We start from the raw sequence: 17,369 nt of genomic DNA on the forward strand, positions 1-17,369 counted from the left end.
AATTAATGTTATTTCATTCAAGTCTTCATCTTCCATGTCGGAAGTTATTTTTGGTGATGCTTTCATAATAGTTGGCTTTAATTATATGCTAATACTTTGATTTCCGTCCTACGATTTTCTTGATGTTGTTCTTCCGAACACTCCACACCATTTCCGCAATTGTTGACTAATCTAGTTTCTCCATAGCCTTTTGCTTCGAGTCTATTACGATTAATACCTTTAGAAACAATGTAAGCTACAGCCGCATCTGCACGACGCTGTGATAATTTTAGATTATAATCGTCGTTACCTCTACTGTCAGTATGCGATGAAAGTTCAATTTTCAACGTTGGATTTTGTTGCATAATGGACACCACATTATCCAAAACAACTGCCGCGTCTTGGCGTATCGTACTCTTATCAAAGTCATATAGAATATTCTTAAGAACGAATGCCGCGTTATTTTGCAAATCACAAACACCTAACTTTAACGTAACATAAAGCGTTTTGCTACGATCCAATCCTTTTGTTGTAACTAATTCGGTTTGAGAATAGCGACCTTGTTGGTTTGCCACCACAGTGAAATCACTTTGTGCATTCAATTGATAAATGAATTTCCCTTCTGCATCCGATATTTGGCTCATATTTTCCTTCGACTCTGAATTTGTTAGAACAGTATTTATGTTAGAAAGGTTGCGCTCCACATTACAATCAAAAGTTTCTCCTATCAATGTGAATCGTGGATCATCGTGGTATATTTCTTTGAAAATAATTTTCGAATTACCTTTAAAGTCTTCCTCACTCAAATGAAGAGTGGCTGTTTTTATACCATTTTTCTCCCCTACTACTTCGTACATTCCTGGCTTTACGTCTGTAATTTTTGAAGCTTGACCATTCGCATCCGATATTGAACGCTCGTCAAAATTTGTAGCAGTCACACGTACAGTCACACCACTCAACGCTATATTTGTCTGTTTATCTTTTACGACGATTTGTAAATCTTTAGCTTGCACGACTGGTTTTACAATATCATCATACTTTACATTTTCCACAGTTCTCTCCGGTTTTTGAGATTTTCCAAAAACATATTTTATTCCTAAACCTGTATTGAGCGTTTGATGGACAGTATATTCCATTGTTTTGGCATCCACCAAATAATGATCCACATAATCCTTTACATTAGTCGTCTCAACTATAGGATTAGAATCTACTGTCTCTAGCCGCTCTGAAATAAAACGACTTGGTTTGCTACCGAATTTCGTGCCCAAAGATTGGACATAATCAATATGTGCAAATGCAGCAAAATTTGCACTAAACATATAATTAAAGCGCAGACCACCAAGACCTACCCAGGAATTTGCTTTATTGGAAGGATCATTAAGTGTTTTTTCTATTTCATGAGTTACTACTGATCCTCTTGGATCAGTGTAAGTGATAGATGACACAAATGCTGGAAAAGATTTCAGCATGATACCACCGCGCAAATATGCCTCTAACTGGAATTTATTAACTCTGTATTTGTAAGAAGGACCAATTGTGAACACTAAGTCTTGGAATCTGGATTTGTTCAAATAATCTGTCGATAAATATCCATTTTCGAAATGAAAAGAATCCGCCTGAGCTATCGAGTTGAAAATATAACGTGCGTCCACTCCTATTCCCCAAGTGTTTCCAGAGAAGTATTTATCTATAAAAAATCCACCATGATAGCCAATTTTTGTGTTTGTATAACTTTTGTACTTATTTAAAGGTGCGGTTGCTCCACCAAAGATTCCCATTTGAAAATCACCCTTTTCTTTTTGCTGTGCTTGTGCTAAAAATGCAAATCCAATTAACATTAATGCGAGTACAAGTTTTTTCATAATCTGATTATTTTAGTTTTATATTGCTATTGATTTCTAACGTCTTTCCTATATATCAGCAAAAAAATCACTTTGTTACCCCGCTATTTGAAATTTAAGTAAGTAGCTCTAGATTTTTTTTTTAACTTGCGTTCCAATTAAAATATATAAGAGAAAATGAGCGCGACAGAACAAATTTCAATTCGCGTAGAGCCAACAACAACATCGAGACTCTCGCAAGTAGACTTCAACAATCTTAAATTTGGACAAATCATGTCAGACCATATGCTGGTCGCTGAATACAATAATGGCAAATGGGAAGACGTCAGCATTGTGCCTTATGGTGATTTAACAATTAGTCCATCGATGTCTGCTTTGCATTATGGTCAATCAATCTTTGAAGGTATCAAAGGGTACAAATTCGAAGATGGCACGGTAAGTATTTTCAGACCAGACAAAAACTGGGAACGTTTTAATAAATCTGCATCACGTTTACAGATGCCAGAAGTTCCTGAAGAGATATTTTTAGGTGGCTTGAAACAATTATTGGATATTGACCGTGACTGGGTTCCTTCGATAGAGGGCACATCTCTATACATCCGTCCATTTATGTTTGCGACAGAATCTGCATTAGGTGTTCATCCTTCGATATCCTATAAATTTGTAATTATTACATGTCCAGTTGGTGCATATTACAGCAAACCTATTTCACTAAAAGTAGAAACGCATTATACGCGCGCTGCTGAAGGTGGTGTGGGCTTTTCGAAGAATGCTGGTAACTATGCCTTATCATTATATCCAACACAATTGGCAAATGATGAAGGTTATGACCAAATCATGTGGACTGATGCCAATGAGCATAAGTATATTGAAGAAGCTGGTACTGCAAACTTGATCTTCCGTATTGGTGACACGATTATTACGCCGCATGGAGATACGATTTTGCACGGTGTTACCAGACGTACAATCATGCAATTGGCTGAAGAATGGGGTTTCAAAGCTGAGCAAAGAAAAGTTTCTGTTCAAGAGTTAATTGAAGGAATAGAAGCGGGTAAAGTATCTGAAGCATTTGCTGCTGGTACCGCTGCTACCATTACACATATTGACAGAATCGGATTCGAAGGAGCAGATTATACATTACCTCCAATTGAAGGTCGTGATTTTTCAAATAAAGTATTGGATTATTTGAATCAATTGCGCTACGGTAAGATTGCAGATCCATTTGGATGGAATTTTATTGTATAAATTGATTTTTAGCACATCATATCAAAAGTCTAGGCAAATTGTCTAGACTTTTTTGTTGTAAAGACATCGACGAAAATTCTCACCGAAAAAACCTACATTTTCACCGACTTTCCTATTTCATTGGTCTAAAAGCGATTCATAGACGTAACATTTCAACCTAACTTTGAGGTATCAAATAGAAATTAAAAAACTAAAACATAAACAACCATGAAAAGAAATTTAACAACAATGGCAACAGTAGTAATGATGGTTTTATCATTAAGTTCATTCGCTAACGGTAAAGTAAATCCAAGCACGAATAACTCTTCAAAGGCAATTTTAGCAAGCTATATTGACGCTTCGGTGTTAGGAAAGCAAAACATTGTTAAGGAGATGTTAACAGATGATTTTGAATTCGTAAATACTTCTAGTAAAACTAAAGCTACGAAAAAAGAGTATTCAGAGTTTTTGAAAAATACTGATAACTTAACTTACAATTGCGGGACTTCTTACGAAATTTTGGATCAATCGGGTAATGCGGCTATAGCTAAGGTGACAATGAAATTTGAGAACTTTACGCGTGTTGATATTATCAATATGTCGAACACAGCAAAAGGTTGGCATATCAACCGAATTATTAGCAACTTTCTATAATTCCACAATAACAAATCACTTTAACAACAAAGGCTTCTCCGGGATGGTGAAGCCTTTTCTTTGATATAATTTAACTAACTATAGATTCTGATTGATAATAATCCGTGTTGGAATCGGCCCATCAATTCCTTCTTTATCGAAAGATTTTTTAACGAGTTCTTGTGCTCCAAAATATACATCCCAATAATCAGCTTGTGTAGTATACGGACGAATCGCCAACGTCGTCATCCCATTTCCAACTTCTAGCACATTAACCTCTGGAGAAGGACTTTGTAAGACTTTCGGATGCGTTAACATAGCTTTGATAGCTATCTCTCTTGATCTATCAATATTTGCATCTAATGCTATACCTATCTTCAAATCAACGCGAAGATTGCCATGTGTGTTAAAATTTGTAATGACTCCTGTAGATAGAGCCCCATTAGGCAATATTATAGTTTTGTTTTCTGGTGATAAAATTGTGGTACAAAAAAATCCGATTTCAGTGACAACGCTTGCTACACCTTGCGCATCGATAATATCCCCCACTTTGAAAGGTTTAAAGATCATAAGCATTACACCTCCTGCAAGATTCCCTAATGAACCATTCAATGCTACTCCAATAGCTAAACCAGCACCTGCTAATAACGCTGCAAACTTGTGATATTAACACCGAGCATACCTACAATAGCTAAGAAGAACATCATTACCGTAAGCCCAACCTTGATAAGAGAAATTAGGAATGTTTGAAGAGATACATCAAATTTGCGATGAACCATCATCTTACGACTTACACTGGCAATGCGGCTGATGATCCAAATACAAATAAGATACACAAAAATAGCCCCTAAAATTTTTGGTGCATAATCCAAGGCCATATCCTTAATTTTCAAAACATAGAGTTGAATGCTATCAAGTAATTTGATTAGCATCTGGAAGATTTGTTTCTATTTGCAACAGCTTCATAATTAAAAAGTTTAATTTTTATTAAAATTATCAAACTTGTAGCCAAACACATACTACATAAAGATCTGATTTATAGAATGGTAAATTATTATCTACAATAGTGCCCTTATACGCTTATTAAACTATTTTCATCTTTACAAATTGTAGCATTTCGTCTAATTGGTGAGGTTCAAACCAAGTGGTATTGCCGTATTTTTTGAACCAAGTGATTTGACGTTTAGCGTAGCGACGCGAATTTTGCTTGATTTTGTCGATAGCTTCTTGCTGAGAACAATTACCATCTAAGTAGTCAAAAATTTCGGAATAGCCTACTGTGAGCATAGCAGGCTTATAACGATAGGCGGCTAAAGATTTTACCTCATCCAATAGTCCCGCTTGTATCATTTTATCTACGCGCAAATTGATACGCTCGTATAATTTCTCACGATCCATATTCAACCCAATGGTCAAAATTTCGAATGGACGCTTAGATAAATCTTTCTTTTGGTAGAAAGATATAGGATTTCCTGTAGCTTCATAGACTTCCAATGCACGAATAACACGTTGTGGATTGTCTATATCTGTAGCTGCGTAATAAGCAGGATCTATTTCTTTAAGACGGGATTTTAGTGGCTCTAATCCGTTTTCTTCAAAAGATTTATTTAATGAATCTCGAATACCTTCAGGAGCTTTAGGCAAGTCATCCATACCTTCACAAACCGCACGAACGAATAATCCTGAACCACCAACCATGATAACAACATCCTTCGTCTTGAATAATTCATCCAACAATTTTAACGCATCACGTTCAAAATCCCCTGCGGAATATTCTTCTTGGATAGAATGTGAATTGATAAAATGATGTGGCACTGCCGCTAATTCATCATTATCAGGTTTTGCTGTACCGATAGTCATTTCTCTATAAAACTGACGAGAATCAGCCGAAATGATTTCAGTATTAAAATGCTGTGCCAACAAAATAGCCGTAGCTGTTTTACCTACTGCTGTAGGACCAACCACTACGACCAAAGTTTTTTTATTTTGTTTTGTTGAAGACATCAATTAATAATCGTCTTCTCCTCCACCGAAATCTTCTTTCTCTCCTTCTTCGCCTTCTTCCTCATCGTCATCCATCAAGTCGAAATCATCTTCTTCATCAACACCGTATTCTTCCGATGCAACATCTTCGATAATGTCATCTTCCTCGTCGTCATCATCTGTAGACACAGGAAAGTTAGATGCTGCTGCAGATTTTGGTGCAATACCTACAGATTTGAATAATGAAGGATATTCTTTCCCATCTTCTTCTTTCAGAATTTTTACCAATTCCACATGAAAATCGTATGGTCTATCAAAATTGTAGATGTAATAAAACTTTTGGTGTGGATCATCGATAAACTTACTCAAACGAATATCTTCCATGATTAAAACACCACTTTCCTTCTTACGTGGATTTGGAAGATGCGCGATTTCTGTTCCTTTTTTCCACTGATCATTACTTACATAGAACGAGGATGAAACTTCAGCATTATAACCCGTGCTCTTATGTATCTCGTGATGTAATTCCAAAAAAGTAGCTTTTGAAGGCATGTCAATATCACGATAAATGTCTTCGTAATCTTCGAAAGTAACTCTAAATCTGTAAACTGCCATATATCTTTATACGCTAAATTAAGCTAAGTTTCTAACTATAAAATTAAAAATTATTTTGTTGTCTCTAAAGACAATATTTGCTTTGGTTCTAAATTCAAAGCTTTTGCCTTGTCCAGCATAAAATTATAAGCTGCCATGCGCTCGTTAGGTATTTCACCATCCAATATCGCTTCGCGAATTGCATTTTTAATAATACCAACTTGTCTGCTCGGCCCCAAATCAAACACATGCATAATATCTTCACCCGTAACAGGAGGTTGCCAGTTGCGCAAATGATCGCGCTCTTCTACATCCTTCAGCTTTTGTTTGACCAATTCAAAATTGTCACGATATTTCTTCTTTTTAAATTCGTTTTTAGTCGTCACGTCCGCATGACATAATAACATCAACGCATCGATATCATCTCCAGCTTCAAACAGTAAACGTCGAACAGCGGAATCGGTAACAATATCTTGCGCCAGAACAATTGGACGCAAATGTAGTTGAACAAGTTTTTGAACAAATTTCATCTTCTCATTCAATGGCAATTTCATCTCTGCAAACAATTTAGGCACCATACGTGCTCCTTTGTCTTCATGCCCATGAAATGTCCAACCAATACGCTTGTCAAAACGCTTTGTGGCAGGTTTGGCAATATCATGCATAATAGCAGCCCAACGTAACCACAGGTCATCCGACACCTCAGATACATTATCCAATACTTCTAAAGTATGGTAAAAATTATCTTTATGACCTTTGCCATCCACATAATCTACACCATACAAATTTGCCATAGCTGGAAATACCAACGCTAACAAACCTGTATCAAACAAATATTTGAATCCGATAGAAGGCTTTTTTGACAAAATGATTTTGTTCATTTCGTCCGTAATACGCTCTTTGGAAATAATCTGAATACGATCTTTAGTTTCCACAATAGCTTCAATCGCTTGCACATCAATCTTAAAATTCAATTGCGTTGCAAAACGAATAGCGCGCATCATTCGTAATGGATCGTCAGAAAAAGTTTCATTAGGTGCTAAAGGCGTACGAATAATACGATTTTCGATATCGGCTAATCCATCAAACGGATCTAACAATTGACCGTAAGTTTCAGAATTCAACGAATATGCCATTGCATTGATTGTGAAATCACGGCGATTTTGATCATCTTGCAACGTACCGTCTTCCACAATAGGCTTACGCGAATCACGACGATAAGATTCTTTTCGTGCGCCAACAAACTCCACATCCAAACCATCGTACACCAACATCGCAGTTCCAAAAGATTTGTAAACCGCAACTTTAGTATGCAATCTTTCTCCTAATTTGGTTGCAAAATCTATTCCCGAACCAATTACCAAAATATCCACATCATTTTTGAATGGACGTCCCATAATTCTATCCCGCACATAACCGCCAATCACATACACTTCTGTGTTTGTCTTGTCAGCTAACTCTTTGATAATAGAAAATATCGGGTGTTGTAATTCTTCAGTCATAGCACACATATAGATCTTGCCGATCTATTTAGTTGGCAAAAATACTCAATTAAAAAGAAAAATGAGTTAAAAATATAAAGGTATTATCCCAATATGACTAATCTCTGTCTCTCGAAAGTTTTCGAAATGCTAATGGATTTTCCGATAATTCAGCTTGTTCACGACGATTTTTAACGATATGCACAGCTGTAAATATGGCCTCCATAAATGATTCATGTGATGCCAAATTTTTACCTGCAATATCATAACCTGTACCATGGTCTGGCGAAGTACGCACGATTGGTAATCCTGCTGTATAATTTACTCCTTTGCGACTTGCAATATGTTTAAAAGGAATTAAACCTTGATCATGATACATTGCCAATACCGCATCAAATTTCTTGTAGGCGTCGCCTGCGAAAAAGCCATCTGCTGGATACGGGCCAAAACAGAATATACCTTCCTCATTTGCTTTCTCCAAAGTCGGAGCTATAATAGTATCGTCTTCAGTTCCAATTACGCCATTATCACCTGCGTGAGGATTTAATCCCAACACAGCAATTTTTGGCTTTTGAACCCAGAAGTCCTTTTTCAACGATTCATTCATTAAGCGCAATTTCTTTAGAATAGCTTCTTCCGTAATTTTACTTGCAACTTCGTTTAATGGAATGTGACCTGTTACTACACCGATTCTTAATTCATCACAAACCATAAACATCAACACATCATCTGCATTGGTTTTACTTTGTAAATATTCAGTATGACCTGGGAAATTAAATTCGTCGCTCTGAATATTGTGTTTGTTGATAGGAGCTGTCACCAGCGCATCAATTTTTCCTGCTGTCAAATCTTCAACCGCTCTTTCTAATGAAATGAATGCATATTTACCACCAATTTCATTTTCTTCTCCTAACGTGATTTTGACATCTTCTTGCCAACAGTTGATTAAGTTTGGACGCTTTGGATTTGCTTGCTCCACATCATTGATGACATTAAAACTGAAATCATTGATATTATTTGCTTTACGATGAAATGAAGCATTCTTGGTGTTACCGTATACAATAGGTGTGAAGAAATCTAGCACACGGCTATCCATGAGCGATTTGATAATCACTTCCAGACCTATACCATTGATGTCACCTATACTAATACCAACTTTTAATTTTTCACTCATCGTTTTAGCGTTTTTCAACTCAAAAATAGGAAAAAAATAAGAAAGAAGAAGGTAAATGATTGTCAATTCAACTATAATAAATGTTTGAGCCCTTATGCCGGGCAGGCAGCTACTTTTTCCCTCAAATAGTAGCCAAAAAATCGTCGCTGTACTGAGTTGCCATAACGACTCATCATCCCTGCAGTTGGCAACTAACTAAGGCGACATTTTCCGCAGAACAACTGCTATTACATTCATTTGAAATAAAAACGTATCAATCCATTTTCATTTTTTTTAACTTTATGCACACATGCATTCAACATTCTAACTTTAAAGAACTACAAGAAACTTAGCAAAATCTTTTTGTGGCAATGTCACATTTACTTTTTAATTTTGGGGCTTACAGGAAAATATGGGTACGGTACGCGCAAAAAAACACTTAGGACAACATTTTTTAAATGACAAAAACGCAGCTCAGCGCATTGCTGACGCGTTAGATACTTCACTTGGCTTTACGCAAGTTTTGGAAGTTGGTCCGGGTATGGGTGTATTGTCTGATTTTCTACTACAGAAAGAGGATTACGAGACTTTTTTGATTGATGTCGATGACGAATCAATTGAATATCTTGCCGATAAATATCCTCAATTAGGTGACCGCTTGATTCATGGTGATTTCTTACAACTAGATTTCAGCCAATATTTCGGAGAAAAAATGGCTGTTATTGGAAACTATCCTTACAATATTTCTTCTCAGATTCTATTCAAAATTTTGGAAGAAAGAGACCGTGTAGTTCAAATGGCAGGAATGTTTCAAAAAGAAGTTGCCGAACGTTGTGTAGCCAAACCGGGAAGTAAAGAATATGGAATTCTATCTGTTTTCTTGCAAGCATATTACGATGTTGAATATTTGTTCACTGTAAAGGCTGGTGCTTTCAATCCTCCTCCAAAAGTTCTTTCAGGTGTGATGCGTATGACCCGCAATAAAGTTACTGACTTAGGTTGCGACGAAGCCATATTCTGGAAAGTAGTGAAAGCAGGTTTTAATCAAAGACGTAAAACATTACGAAACTCCCTTTCTGGTGTTATCGCAAAAGACAAAATGAGCGACAATCCATTATATGAATTACGTGCTGAACGATTAACCGTACAGGATTTTGTAGCCTTGACGAATGAGATAACCAACACAAAATAAACATGCAAATCGAAACTGAATTCGCGATAATTGGCGGAGGCGTAGCAGGATTAACAACAGCTATCGGTCTTAGCCAGTTAGGTCGTGAATTTGTAGTTTTCGAACAAGCAAAAGAGCTAAAAGGCATAGGTGCAGGTTTTGGACTGGCAGCTAATGCTATGCTAGCTCTAGATTTATTGGGTTTGAAGCAGGGTATAGAGAAAATTGGATTTTATACCCATTCTTTTAATATTTTGGATCAGCGTGGTAATATCTTGTTAGCACCCGACACTAAAAAGCTTTCACAACAATACAATCAAGATAATTTTACGATTCATCGCGCGGATTTATATTTTTACCTACTCAACCAAATACCGACTGAAAAAGTAATTCTAGGGAAAAAAGCCATACGTTTCGAACAAAATGCTGATACGATCACAGTTTCTTTTGATGATGAAAGTACTGTAAAGTGCAAATATTTGCTGATAGCGGACGGCGTCAAATCACCATTACGTCAACAGCTCCTACCGCATTCTACGCCTCGTTATTCAGGTTATACTTGCTGGCGCGCTACCATTGACAATAGCAGTATAAAGTTAGACAAAGGTTCTGAAACTTGGGGAAAAGATGGTCGTTTTGGTATGACACCTTTGGTTGGTAATCGGATTTATTGGTATGCTTGCGTCAATAGCAAGGCGAATAATCCCATTTATAGAAATTATTCGGTAAAAGATTTAACAACACATTTTCAAGATTACCATACCACGATTCCAACCATTCTCGCCGAAACCAGAGATGTAGATTTGATTTGGAATGACATCATCGACATTAAACCCTTGACACATTTGGCGTATGGTAATATTTTGCTTTTAGGTGATGCTGGACATGCTACGACGCCAAATCTTGGTCAAGGTGCTTGTCAGGCGTTGGAAGATGTTGCTGTCTTAATGGACGAATTGAAAATAACAGATTCCGTAACGCAGGCATTTCGTAAGTTTGAAAATAGGCGTTTGAAACGCACAAAATATATCACAGATACATCCAAAAGAATTGGCGAAATTTCGCAATGGGATAATCCACTTATGGTTACTTTCAGAAATACCATTATGAAATTACTACCTGCACGCATTGCACAATCGGGATTAGCACAACTTTTGTCTGTGGATTTTATGAAAATTGGCAAATAACAATATGAATATTCTTATCGTCGACGACATACACGAGATACTTTTAGAAAAGTTTGATAAGGCTGGAATTGCTTACAATTACCAACCTAATATCACTCGTCTAGAAGCGGAAAAAATCATTTCTAACTACTCGGGTTTGATTATTCGTTCCAAATTTCAAGTTGACCAAGCTTTCATAGATTTAGCCGCAAATCTACAATTGATTGGACGGTCAGGTGCAGGTATGGACAATATCGAAGAAGAATATGCTATTGCAAAAGGAATACAACTTTTTCCCGCCAACGAAGGAAACTGTGATGCCGTGGGTGAACATATGATTGGCATGCTCTTAAGTCTGATGAATAATCTCAATCGCGGTAATGCTGAAATTCGTCAAGGTCAATGGAAACGTGAACAAAACCGTGGGTATGAGCTCAAGGGTCGAACTGTCGCTTTGATTGGTTATGGACATAATGGTCAAGCTATGGCAAAAAAACTTTCGGGTTTCGATGTAAAAGTCATTGCATACGATAAATACAAAACAGGATTCTCAGACCAATTTGCTACGGAAGTTTCGATGGAAGAAATCGTTAAGCAAGCTGATATAGTTAGTTTTCATATTCCGTTGACACGTGAAACCAAAGGTTTCGTGAATGAAGAATACCTTTTTCATTTCCGCAAGCCTATTTTCTTTCTGATGGGTGCAAGAGGTGGAATCGTCCATGTTCCTGCTGTGTTGAAAGCTTTGGATACTGGTAAAATAATAGGTGCTGCTTTAGATGTACTTCCTGTTGAGAAATTCCCCGCTTTGGGCGAACAAGATTGGTATCAAGATTTAGTTTCGCGCGATAATGTTATTCTAAGTCCACATGTAGCAGGTTGGACTTTTGAAAGCTACTTTAAGCTTTCGGATATTTTAGCGGATAAAATTATTAGCTATTTGAACACTAAATAAACAGAACAAATACTGAATAACTAATACCAAATCCAACAAATACACATTCAAAAAACTATTTTGCTCTTTGAATATTTTCGTTTTGAAAAGTATCAACACCAAAACATCACATACTATTAAGCCTATTTTGATGTCGCTTGTAGTAGGCATGGCTAAAACCAATAAAATGTGCACCAATCCTAACATGTAGCATAGATTCTGCGCCTTTACCTGTCCCAAAGCTAAAGGAACAGTTTTCAAATGATAGTAAGAATCTTGTTTCATATCCCGAATATCAAACGGCAACGTGACCAACAGAATAAACAAAAATTTGCAACTCAATACATAAAGTAAGCTTGTCCATTCTACAGCTTGTAAATTGTTGCTGTGTTCTATATAAACCAATCCTACGGTACTTAACGACCAAATTAAAGCAATATGAAAGACCTTGATATAAGGCACATGCCGAAAATTTTTCCATTGCCCATGAATTTTCAATGTTGGCAACGCATAAGCCAAACTTAAAACTCCTATAAAACCTAAATATAAAAAGGTATGAAAATGAATTTGCGTCAGCGTATATATTAACAATAGTGAAACTATTGCATTTAGCGTCCAAAAAACATGAATATTTCCGAAAATCCAACGCGTACGCTCATAAGGAGATGTCTTATGGTCATTTGGCTTTGAAATCCAAATGCTCAAATTATAAAGCAATAAAGTCGCTGAGAGCTCTAAAAGAACAACATTGAAATTGTAAGGAATTTGAAAAATTAAATAACTCAAGAGCACTTGCGCACCTGCTGCGCATGCAATCAAAAGATTCGTAAATACGATAATTTTCCAAACACCCATATGTGATTTCACGACATAAATTTATTCACTTTGACACAGATAATTACTAATTATATACTGCTTTTATTCGCTTTTAATATCTAAAAAAATTAAATTAGCCTCTATATCAGGCGTTTTACCACATTGAATAAATGAATGTCTGAAATAGATAACTAAGTATAATAAGAATATAAACCTATAGAAATTTAAGCGTAAGAGAGATGAGTTTTCAAATTAAAACTTTTGAAGAGTATCAGGACACTTATAAGAGAAGTGTCGAAAATCCAGAGGAATTTTGGGGAGATGTTGCAAGCAACTTTTTTTGGAAAAGAAAATGGACTAACGTCCTAAATTGGAATTTTACAGAACCAGACATCAAATGGTTTGAAGGTGGTAAATTAAATATTACCGAAAACTGTCTTGATAGACATATTTACAAAAACGGCGATACGCCAGCTATTATTTGGGAACCTAACGACCCATCAGAGGCACATCGTATATTGACGTACAAACAACTTTTGAGTAAAGTTGAGCAATTCGCTAACGTCCTAAAAAACAACAACATCAAAAAAGGTGACCGTGTGTGTATTTATTTACCGATGGTACCCGAATTAGTAATTGCTGTATTGGCGTGTGCACGTATTGGGGCAATTCACTCTGTTGTATTTGGTGGATTCTCCGCACAGTCTATCGCAGACCGAATCAATGATGCTGAATGTAAATTGGTTATCACTGCAGATGGCGGTTTCCGTGGTAATAAAGTGTTAGAACTAAAAACTATTGTTGACGATGCATTAATGCAATGTAAATCAGTAGACAAAGTGATCGTATTGACACGTTCTCGTACGCCTATCTCGATGTTGAAAGGTCGTGATGTATGGTGGGAAGATGAAATCAAGAAAGTAGAAACACAAGGAAACCCTGCATGTCCTGCTGAAGAAATGGATGCTGAAGATACGTTATTCATTCTTTATACCTCTGGCTCGACTGGCAAACCTAAGGGTGTTGTGCACACTACTGCTGGCTACATGGTTTACACGGGCTATACATTTGCTAATACGTTCCAATATCAACAGGGTGAAGTTTATTTCTGTACTGCTGACATAGGTTGGATTACAGGACATAGTTATATAGTATACGGACCACTTTCACAGGGGGCTACTTCATTGATGTTTGAAGGTATTCCAACTTTCCCAGATGCGGGGAGATATTGGGATATCGTAGACAAATACAAGGTAAATATTTTATATACTGCGCCAACAGCTATTCGTTCGTTGATGGCATTTGGTGATGAATATTTAGATTCAAAAGATTTATCTTCATTGCGCGTATTGGGCTCAGTGGGCGAACCGATCAATGAAGAAGCTTGGCATTGGTACAAAGACAAAGTTGGTAAAGGAAAGTGTCCAATAGCAGATACATGGTGGCAAACAGAAAATGGTGGTCATTTAATTACTCCTATTGCAGGTGTGACTCCAGAAGTACCAGGCTATGCATTATTACCTCTTCCGGGTGTACAACCGTGTTTGATGGATGAAAATGGAAAAGAGATTGAAGGAAATGATGTTTCTGGAAATCTTTGCATCAAATTCCCTTGGCCAGGCATGTTGCGCACTACTTGGGGTGACCACGAGCGTTGTAAACAAACTTATTTCTCTACATACGAAAACATGTATTTCACAGGGGATGGTTGCTACCGTAGTCCTGAAGGCTACTACCGTATTACTGGTCGTGTAGATGATGTATTGAATGTTTCTGGACACCGTATTGGTACAGCTGAAGTTGAAAATGCGATTAATATGCACTCCGATGTTGTAGAATCTGCGATTGTAGGATATCCGCACCCAGTAAAAGGTCAAGGAATATATGCCTATGTTATTGCAAATCATCACATCGATGCAGAGAAAACACGTCAAGATATTTTGCAAACAGTGACACGTTTGATTGGCGCTATCGCAAAACCTGATATTATCCAATTCGTATCCGATTTACCAAAAACGCGTTCGGGTAAGATCATGCGTAGAATTTTGCGCAAAGTAGCTGAAAATGATTTGGGAAGTTTGGGAGATACTTCTACATTACAAGACCCTACAGTGGTTGAAAAAATTATTGAAGGAGCTCAAAATTTAAAAAAATAAATAAAACAGAGAGGATAGCCAAAAGCTATCCTTTTGATTTATAAACTTTTATTAAAATAATGTATATTCGTGTACATTATACCTAGTATGCAAAAAATCTTTTATCTTCTCTTTATCGTATTTCTAATTTCTTCATGTAAAGATGATGATTATGACGCACCATTTGTTGAAACAAGTTATAAAGAAATCAAAGACACATCTTATGGGGATCATAATCGTCTCAAGTTAGATTTGTACTTACCTGAGAATAGGAATATCAATACTAAAGTTATTGTAATGATACATGGAGGGAGCATGGATTAGTGGTGATAAATCAGAATTGAACGAATCAATCGCTGCCATAAGAGAACTAGATCCAACGATTGCAATTGCTAACATAAATTACCGTTACATCGATGGACAATCCGTTTTTATAGAAGACCAAATTACTGATGTAAGTAAGGCTATTTCGTTTATTTTAGAAAACACCACAAAATTTAATATAAGCAATAAAATAGCATTGGTAGGTGCGAGTTCTGGCGCACATCTATCCATGATGTATGCGTATAAATATGATACATCGAAAGTTATCCGTTCTGTTGGAAATTATTTCGTACCATCACGACTTGACGCAAAGGAATGGTATGATTCTCCTGACTTTGACACTGGGTCACCCAAATCAATGACTTATATTTTCATCTAGTAATGATGCAATTTTTTGTTGCAATGGTGTTATCAATAAAGTTTTCTTTAGCGTTTTATTCTTATTTGGTAACCTTATTTTAATGGTTGTAATTGTTTTCGCTATTTCTATAACCTTGTCAACGCTAAGGTCAATTTTTTTTACTTTAATTATTCTTTCTAACTCTTTATATACTTTGTAAGCTACAAAACATATAGCTACATGTGCTTCAATTCTTCTGGGTGTAAAATGAAACATCGGTCGTAATTCGATTGTTCCTTTAGTTACTCGAAAAGCACGTTCTATAACCCATAATCCACAATATTGTTCATAAACCTCAGTAGCGGGGAGATCTGTATTGGTAATATAACTTTTTAGTCCATCCCACTTTTCATCTTCCTTAATCTTCTCTTCGTTAATTTTGACATTTATATCATTTGATAGTTCTAAGAATTTATTGTAGCCTTTTTTATTAACATGGTCTTTGGTTAGTTTGCCTCTACCAAACTCCTTTTTTAGCCTATTTATACCTTTTTCTCTATTATAATGATCTTTTTTTGCTCGCTTTTCTGAATATCCTATAATTATTCGATGATTATTTACTGTGCGCTCGTGAAATACACCTTCTTTTCTCTCTAATGATAATATCCATTCCTTCTCCTTATCCGATACACTTTTTATCCGCCCTCCTAAGATATATTTATAACCAGATGCTTCCAGAAGAGTTAAATTTCGCTTGTTCAATAAACCTGAGTCGGCAACAATAACAAAATCATCTAAATTGTTCTTGCGAATGAAATCATCCACAATGGGAATCATAGTTCTTCCTTCGTATTGTGATCCATTAAAAATCGAATAAGAAAGTGGATAACCATCTCGGCTTACTAATAACCCCAATACTATCTGGGGTTGTGCATGTTTTCCGTCCTTAGAAAATCCCTTTTCTCTTAAATCATCTCCATGATCTGTTTCGAAATATAATGTTGTAACATCATAAAACAGTAAACCGATACTTCCACCTAATATTTTGCGTGTATGTTCTACACTAATTCTTTGAATTTCATCTTGTCTGCTATTATATAGCTTATCCATATATCTATATATCTTTTGATAATGGATATCCTCATCAAAATGAGCCTTTAAATAAGCTACTGTGCCTGATTTGCTTAAGGGCTGGCTTAATCGAGCTGTAACTAGATGCTTTAAAATGTCGTCGCATAAATCATTAAAACCGATTGAATTATACACTTTTTCCAAGAGAAGTTGAGTGCCATTGATAAGTACACTTTCGATGTTTGATAAGAAATCATTGACTGCATTCTCTTCTAACTCATCAATATTCGATTGGTCAAATAAATCAATTTCTCCTTTATAGCGTTTAATCCATTGTTTTCCTTTTTGAAATAGTAATTCAACTTCATCAGAATCGCTACTACTACCAATAGTTTTTACTAAATGAGATTTCCCATTACGTTTTTCTAAAATTTGAATGCTGATTACACCACTTGCATTATTTTTTTTACGAACAAACATTATACAATATATAATATTTGCAGCTGGGTCACCCAAAAAATCAA

Annotated in this window: 16 protein-coding genes; 7 read left to right on the plus strand and 9 right to left on the minus strand. The window is 36.2% G+C overall.

The window, feature by feature from the left end; translation table 11 throughout:
• Positions 1 to 77: 77 nt before the first annotated feature.
• Positions 78 to 1,841 (minus strand): OmpA family protein, encoded by a 1,764-nt coding sequence (locus FLS47_RS04680; RefSeq protein WP_188347353.1) that lies wholly within the window; start codon positions 1,839 to 1,841, stop codon positions 78 to 80.
• Positions 1,842 to 1,997: 156 nt separating this feature from the next.
• Here FLS47_RS04680 and FLS47_RS04685 point away from each other — a divergent pair, with 156 nt between their 5' ends.
• Both FLS47_RS04685 and FLS47_RS04690 read left to right on the plus strand, forming a co-directional pair.
• Positions 1,998 to 3,065 carry a branched-chain amino acid aminotransferase gene (locus FLS47_RS04685; protein ID WP_149913228.1) on the plus strand — a complete coding sequence of 356 codons (1,068 nt, stop codon included), beginning with the start codon at positions 1,998 to 2,000 and terminating at the stop codon, positions 3,063 to 3,065.
• Between the two features lie 207 nt (positions 3,066 to 3,272).
• The gene (locus FLS47_RS04690) at positions 3,273 to 3,698 is read left to right on the plus strand and encodes a nuclear transport factor 2 family protein (RefSeq protein WP_149913229.1); all 426 of its coding nucleotides are present in this window, start codon (positions 3,273 to 3,275) and stop codon (positions 3,696 to 3,698) included.
• A 78-nt stretch (positions 3,699 to 3,776) separates the two neighbouring features.
• Here FLS47_RS04690 and FLS47_RS04695 read toward each other — a convergent pair whose 3' ends face one another.
• The 6 genes from FLS47_RS04695 to pdxA form a co-directional block, all read right to left on the minus strand.
• Positions 3,777 to 4,289, minus strand: coding sequence for a mechanosensitive ion channel family protein (locus FLS47_RS04695; RefSeq protein WP_262713852.1), 513 nt, complete (start codon positions 4,287 to 4,289; stop codon positions 3,777 to 3,779).
• 29 nt (positions 4,290 to 4,318) lie between these two features.
• Positions 4,319 to 4,609 carry a mechanosensitive ion channel family protein gene (locus FLS47_RS04700; protein ID WP_149913231.1) on the minus strand — a complete coding sequence of 97 codons (291 nt, stop codon included), beginning with the start codon at positions 4,607 to 4,609 and terminating at the stop codon, positions 4,319 to 4,321.
• A gap of 151 nt (positions 4,610 to 4,760) precedes the next feature.
• Positions 4,761 to 5,681, minus strand: a complete 921-nt coding sequence (gene miaA / locus FLS47_RS04705) for a tRNA (adenosine(37)-N6)-dimethylallyltransferase MiaA (protein WP_149913232.1) — start codon at positions 5,679 to 5,681, stop codon at positions 4,761 to 4,763.
• A gap of 3 nt (positions 5,682 to 5,684) precedes the next feature.
• Complete coding sequence (locus FLS47_RS04710) at positions 5,685 to 6,275, minus strand: IS1096 element passenger TnpR family protein (protein ID WP_149913233.1); 591 nt, start codon at positions 6,273 to 6,275, stop codon at positions 5,685 to 5,687.
• Positions 6,276 to 6,325: 50 nt separating this feature from the next.
• The gene (locus tag FLS47_RS04715) at positions 6,326 to 7,756 is read right to left on the minus strand and encodes a CCA tRNA nucleotidyltransferase (RefSeq protein WP_149913234.1); all 1,431 of its coding nucleotides are present in this window, start codon (positions 7,754 to 7,756) and stop codon (positions 6,326 to 6,328) included.
• A 97-nt stretch (positions 7,757 to 7,853) separates the two neighbouring features.
• Positions 7,854 to 8,909: a 4-hydroxythreonine-4-phosphate dehydrogenase PdxA gene (gene pdxA / locus FLS47_RS04720; RefSeq protein ID WP_149913235.1), complete on the minus strand. Its 1,056-nt coding sequence runs from the start codon at positions 8,907 to 8,909 to the stop codon at positions 7,854 to 7,856.
• A gap of 391 nt (positions 8,910 to 9,300) precedes the next feature.
• Between pdxA and rsmA the strand changes: the two genes are divergently transcribed.
• Genes rsmA through FLS47_RS04735 form a run of 3 tightly spaced genes read left to right on the plus strand, consistent with a single transcriptional unit; the run spans position 9,301 to position 12,180 of the window.
• On the plus strand, positions 9,301 to 10,080 hold the full coding sequence (gene rsmA, locus FLS47_RS04725; protein WP_149913236.1) for a 16S rRNA (adenine(1518)-N(6)/adenine(1519)-N(6))-dimethyltransferase RsmA: 780 nt from the start codon (positions 9,301 to 9,303) through the stop codon (positions 10,078 to 10,080).
• A 2-nt stretch (positions 10,081 to 10,082) separates the two neighbouring features.
• Positions 10,083 to 11,246 carry an FAD-dependent monooxygenase gene (locus FLS47_RS04730; RefSeq protein ID WP_149913237.1) on the plus strand — a complete coding sequence of 388 codons (1,164 nt, stop codon included), beginning with the start codon at positions 10,083 to 10,085 and terminating at the stop codon, positions 11,244 to 11,246.
• Between the two features lie 4 nt (positions 11,247 to 11,250).
• A complete protein-coding gene (locus tag FLS47_RS04735) occupies positions 11,251 to 12,180 on the plus strand; it encodes an NAD(P)-dependent oxidoreductase (protein WP_149913238.1) in 930 nt (309 codons plus the stop codon).
• Here FLS47_RS04735 and FLS47_RS04740 read toward each other — a convergent pair.
• Positions 12,142 to 13,026: a UbiA prenyltransferase family protein gene (locus FLS47_RS04740; protein ID WP_149913239.1), complete on the minus strand. Its 885-nt coding sequence runs from the start codon at positions 13,024 to 13,026 to the stop codon at positions 12,142 to 12,144. The genes FLS47_RS04735 and FLS47_RS04740 overlap by 39 nt on opposite strands.
• 188 nt (positions 13,027 to 13,214) lie before the next feature.
• On the opposite strand from FLS47_RS04740, the gene acs reads away from it, so the two are divergent.
• Positions 13,215 to 15,131 (plus strand): acetate--CoA ligase, encoded by a 1,917-nt coding sequence (gene acs, locus FLS47_RS04745; protein ID WP_149913240.1) that lies wholly within the window; start codon positions 13,215 to 13,217, stop codon positions 15,129 to 15,131.
• 283 nt (positions 15,132 to 15,414) lie between these two features.
• Positions 15,415 to 15,813, plus strand: a complete 399-nt coding sequence (locus tag FLS47_RS04750) for an alpha/beta hydrolase family protein (protein WP_149913241.1) — start codon at positions 15,415 to 15,417, stop codon at positions 15,811 to 15,813.
• On the opposite strand, the gene FLS47_RS04755 is transcribed toward FLS47_RS04750, so the two are convergent.
• The gene (locus tag FLS47_RS04755) at positions 15,790 to 17,325 is read right to left on the minus strand and encodes an IS1634 family transposase (protein ID WP_149913242.1); all 1,536 of its coding nucleotides are present in this window, start codon (positions 17,323 to 17,325) and stop codon (positions 15,790 to 15,792) included. The two genes, FLS47_RS04750 and FLS47_RS04755, sit on opposite strands and share 24 nt — an antisense overlap.
• Positions 17,326 to 17,369 lie beyond the last annotated feature (44 nt).

The sequence above is a fragment of the Sphingobacterium cavernae genome, from assembly GCF_008520265.1.
GTDB lineage: Bacteria > Bacteroidota > Bacteroidia > Sphingobacteriales > Sphingobacteriaceae > Sphingobacterium > Sphingobacterium cavernae.